The organism is Natronomonas sp., from assembly GCF_046710025.1.
GTDB lineage: Archaea > Halobacteriota > Halobacteria > Halobacteriales > Haloarculaceae > Natronomonas.
In genome coordinates, this window is record NZ_JBKEGK010000235.1 from 1 (window position 1) to 3,855 (window position 3,855).

5 protein-coding genes and 1 pseudogene are annotated in these 3,855 nt (G+C 63.8%); 1 reads left to right on the forward strand and 5 read right to left on the reverse strand.

Annotated features, from left to right (window positions below):
- Nucleotides 1-125: 125 nt before the first annotated feature.
- The 3 genes from ACI944_RS12795 to ACI944_RS12805 form a co-directional block, all read right to left on the reverse strand.
- Complete coding sequence (locus tag ACI944_RS12795; RefSeq protein ID WP_411719424.1) at nucleotides 126-1,532, reverse strand: ATP-binding protein; 1,407 nt, start codon at nucleotides 1,530-1,532, stop codon at nucleotides 126-128.
- A 280-nt stretch (nucleotides 1,533-1,812) separates the two neighbouring features.
- Nucleotides 1,813-2,250 (reverse strand): universal stress protein, encoded by a 438-nt coding sequence (locus tag ACI944_RS12800; RefSeq protein WP_411719425.1) that lies wholly within the window; start codon nucleotides 2,248-2,250, stop codon nucleotides 1,813-1,815.
- Nucleotides 2,251-2,276: 26 nt separating this feature from the next.
- On the reverse strand, nucleotides 2,277-2,585 hold the full coding sequence (locus tag ACI944_RS12805; RefSeq protein ID WP_411719426.1) for a PadR family transcriptional regulator: 309 nt from the start codon (nucleotides 2,583-2,585) through the stop codon (nucleotides 2,277-2,279).
- 90 nt (nucleotides 2,586-2,675) lie between these two features.
- Between ACI944_RS12805 and ACI944_RS12810 the strand changes: the two genes are divergently transcribed.
- A complete protein-coding gene (locus ACI944_RS12810; protein ID WP_411719427.1) occupies nucleotides 2,676-2,945 on the forward strand; it encodes a hypothetical protein in 270 nt (89 codons plus the stop codon).
- Nucleotides 2,946-3,090: 145 nt separating this feature from the next.
- Here the strand turns inward: ACI944_RS12810 and ACI944_RS12815 are convergent, their stop codons facing one another.
- Nucleotides 3,091-3,291, reverse strand: coding sequence for a hypothetical protein (locus ACI944_RS12815; RefSeq protein WP_411719428.1), 201 nt, complete (start codon nucleotides 3,289-3,291; stop codon nucleotides 3,091-3,093).
- Nucleotides 3,288-3,855, reverse strand: a pseudogene (locus ACI944_RS12820) (hypothetical protein); the annotation flags it as partial. The gene ACI944_RS12815 and the pseudogene ACI944_RS12820, both read right to left, overlap by 4 nt.

Here is a 3,855-nt window from a genome sequence, read left to right on the forward strand (position 1 = left end):
GCTCCTCGGTTCCGACAGAGCGTCGGAACACTCGTCACTCACGGGAAGGCGGGGGTATGCGCTCGTATCTCTATCAGAACTAGAGGGCAGTCCGAACGATGTGCCGTATCGATTCAAGATTTGCGTCAGTCACTCTCGAGAATGGCAACGATATCGGAGAGATCGAAGAGACGGAGGTCATCACGCTCGTCTGCAGCTTCCTCAACCGAGCGTTTGAAGCCAGAACGGCTGAGCAGGGCGAATTCGTATGTCGGCTCATCGCCTCTATTGGGTGTCCAGTCGATGTGCTCCACGTCGTCTTCGAGATTCGAAAGCACATCATAGCCGAGAGGAGTGCTGGTGAATTTCGCTTCGCCAGCGATGAGCGTTGACTCGTCAGTTGGGGCGACGACATCTACCTCTCGGCTCTTGTACCACCACTGGCTTGGCACCTGCGTGAGCTGATAGTCCGCATAGAGCGCCGGCACCGCCTGGTGACAGAGCGATTCGAATGTTTCGCTGACGAAGTCGGGCAATCCCGGTTCGATGAGATCCGCGTAGGCGTCCTCGCCGTACAGTTCGTACTGGCCTCCACGGCCGTAGAGATACCGGAAGTAAAACCGAAACACTGGATCCTGAATCTTGTATCGCGTCCGCTTGCTGCGTGCCGGGTCGGCGAGTGCCGGATGGTGTTTCTCGATGATCTGGAGCGTGTCCAGCCGGTCGAAGTAGTACGACGTGTTGGTGCTCTCGATGCCGGCTCCTTGAGCGATCTCGTTTCGACTGCGGTTCCCGCTGGCCATCGATTCCAGTACGGAAAAATACGTGTTTACCTCGTTGAGTTCCATCTGGAGGACGGTTTCGGGCTCGTCGTGGAGTGGGCCATCCGGGTCGCACAGCAGCCGCGTGATGTTCTCTCCGAGGTCCTGTGATGGATCGAGTGGGCTGAGATATCGAGGTGTGCCGCCGAAGACGCCATAGACGAACACCCGTTCTTCGGGATCGTACGTCGGCACGAACTCTTGGATGGAACGAAACGGCAGCTGGGCGAGTTCGAGGCGACCATTCGGTGTCTGAGATACCCGGCCGTAGAGTGGCGCACCGCCATCGAGGACGTGGGTATGAATCATACCGATTGCAGAGCCTGTGAGTACGAGCGTTGCCTGACTCTCGTCGACAGCCGTATCCCACAGGTGTTGAATGACCGACGGAAGCCCCTCGTTCGATTCGATGAGGTACGGGAATTCGTCGATAACGATGATGGCGTCTCTGTCGGTGAGATACGTCAAGAGCGGTTCCCATTCCTCTTTGAGGGCCGTGATGTCCGGGTAGGTCGTCGCTGCTGCTTCGACGAATCGCCTGAGCTGTGTCGTCGCTGTTCCTTGGACTGCCTGATAGTACACGGCATCGTCGCGGTCGGCAATCGATTGGCGGACGAGTTCGCTCTTGCCGATCTGGCGGCGCCCATAGATAATGGCGAGTTCTGCAGCGTCACTCCCGTAGAGGGCCTGCAACCGGTCGAGTTCATCGAGGCGATCAACGAACTGGTCCATACTCCCAGTCGTGGTGGGAGGTACATACGTGTTTCTAAGTTAGAGGTGAAACTATAATAGTCTGTACGATAATATTCTAAGCACTAATATAGGGAGCCAACGATTCGACGAAGGTCAAAATGCGCCTCTGCGGGCGCAGAAAACTCAATTCCCTTCACTCCACGCGCCGATGTTGATGGGCTTCTCGCTCTTCGCAAGGGTTCGAGGAGTTCGTCAAACGCCTCGTCCGCTCGCTTCAGGCTCTCTAACATCTTTTTTGTATCGTCTGATCAACCGAGGCTCAGGACCGCCCCGTCCCGTCCGGCGGCACCGCCAACACCGGCACCGACGCCGAGCGGAGCACCCGCTCGGTCGTGCTGCCGGCGTGTCTGATCCGGTCGAACCCGCTTCTGCCGTGCGTCGCCATGACGATGGCGTCGGCGTCGCACTCGGCCGCGAACGCGACGATGGCCTCGGCCGGGCGGCCGCGCCGCAGGTGTCTCTCGACCGCGACGCCGGCGTCGGCCCCGATCCCGAAGGCGGCGTCGAGGGCCGCCTCGCCGGCCCGCTCCTGGCGTTCGACGACGACGTCCCAGTCGCCGGGGCGATCCGATTCGTCGACGACGAACAGGACGTGGACGGTCGCGTCGAACGCGCGGGCGAGTTCGATCGCGCGCTCGAGGCCGGCCTCGGCGGGGTCGCTCCCGTCCGTCGGGGCCACCACGACGTCGTAGCTCACGGCTCGGTGTCACCCTCGCCCGCTCGCTACGTGTCACCGTCCTCGCCCGTTCGGGCTTCGCTCCCCGGGTCGACGCGTTCACACAGCCACTCGGCGTGGGTCTCGACGCTCCGCCGGCCCGCGTCGGTCAGCGAGTGGACGTCCTCCAGTCCCTCAACGTGCGTGTCGACGAACCCGTTCGATTCGAGCGCGTCGAGGGCACCGTAGAATCGATCCGGCTTGACCCGCCGGTCGTACCGCGCCTCGATCGCTGATTTGAGCGCCTGTGCGCGGCGTTCCTCGTCGTACAACAGGACGCAGACGTCCCGCCGGAGGCCGCTCGTGAGCCACTCCATGTCCTGATTCCCGGCGGCGACAACAAAGAGCCTCCGGCCCGTGCGGCCGGGACCGGTAGTTTGGCAACCGGGCGGGCCCTACAGTTGTTCATGTCGAAGGCCGAATCGGGCGATATCGCCGCCCACTACGAGGAGCGAAACGGCGAGCGGCTGTTGAGTTTCGAGGCCGACGGCCGGACGGCCGCCGTCGCACAGAACATCGAGGGGTACGCCATGTTGAAGGTGCGGCCGAGCGCCGACGGCGACGAACTGGAGCGGTACTACGGGTTCGACATGGCGCTCGATCACGCCGCCGAGCTGCTCGGCGTCTCGCCCTCGGCGCTTCCGGTTCCGGCGGACGCCGAAGACATGGGGATGTGACCCCCCGACACCGCTGGCGGCCCGGAGCGCCCACCTGCTCCGGGAATCGTGGAAGGTGACCTCCGAGGGGCGACCATGTGGTCGCGCCTCGTACACGCACCCGAACCGCCCTGTGAGCGTCGACCGTCGCACACGAGACTCGGGGTTACTCCGTGCCGCCATCGGCCCGCGAGGCCCCCGTGCCGCCCAATGTGTCGACTAACTGGATGTTCGGGAAGCGGCGATTGCCGGTGACCGCGCCGACCGATGCCGAGAAAGCCAGCGTAGCGAGTATCTGTCCCGTGACGCCGACGCCGGCACTGGAGAGCGCGCCCGCGACCAACACGGTCAAGCCGAGGGTAATCACGGCGAGGCCCCCTCACGGGCGAGAACGCTACGCAGACGTTTCCGCCGGATCGACCGGTCCGTCTGCAGCACCGGCAGGATGTCCCGAAGCCGGGTCTGGACGAGGTAATTAGTGAGCGCCGCGAGAAGTCCGGCGAGCAGCGACCACTCCGCCGGCATGTCGCCGAGCAACAGCCCGGCCGGCTCGAGGGTCTGATCGTCGCCGTCCGGCTCCAGCGCCTGCCCGACGGCCTCCTCGACCGGGCCCGCGTCACCGTCGCCCCCGGAGTCGGTACCGTCGCCGTCTTGGCCGCCGCCGTCTTCGCTGCCGCCCGTTCCCGCCCCACCTTCGGAGGTAGCGCCGTCGCTGGTCTCATCGCTCCCGCTACTTCCGCCGTCGCTGGTCTCATCGCTCCCGCTACTTCCGCCGTCGCCACTCCCGCCGCCGCCGCTCCCCGATTCGTCCTCCGGGACGTCGACTTCGAGTTCGATAGTGCTCGAGAACGCGCTTCGGTCGGTGGAGACGGTGACCCCAAACGGCACCGATTCGCCCGGTGCTAACGACACCGTGTCGCTCTCAAACGTG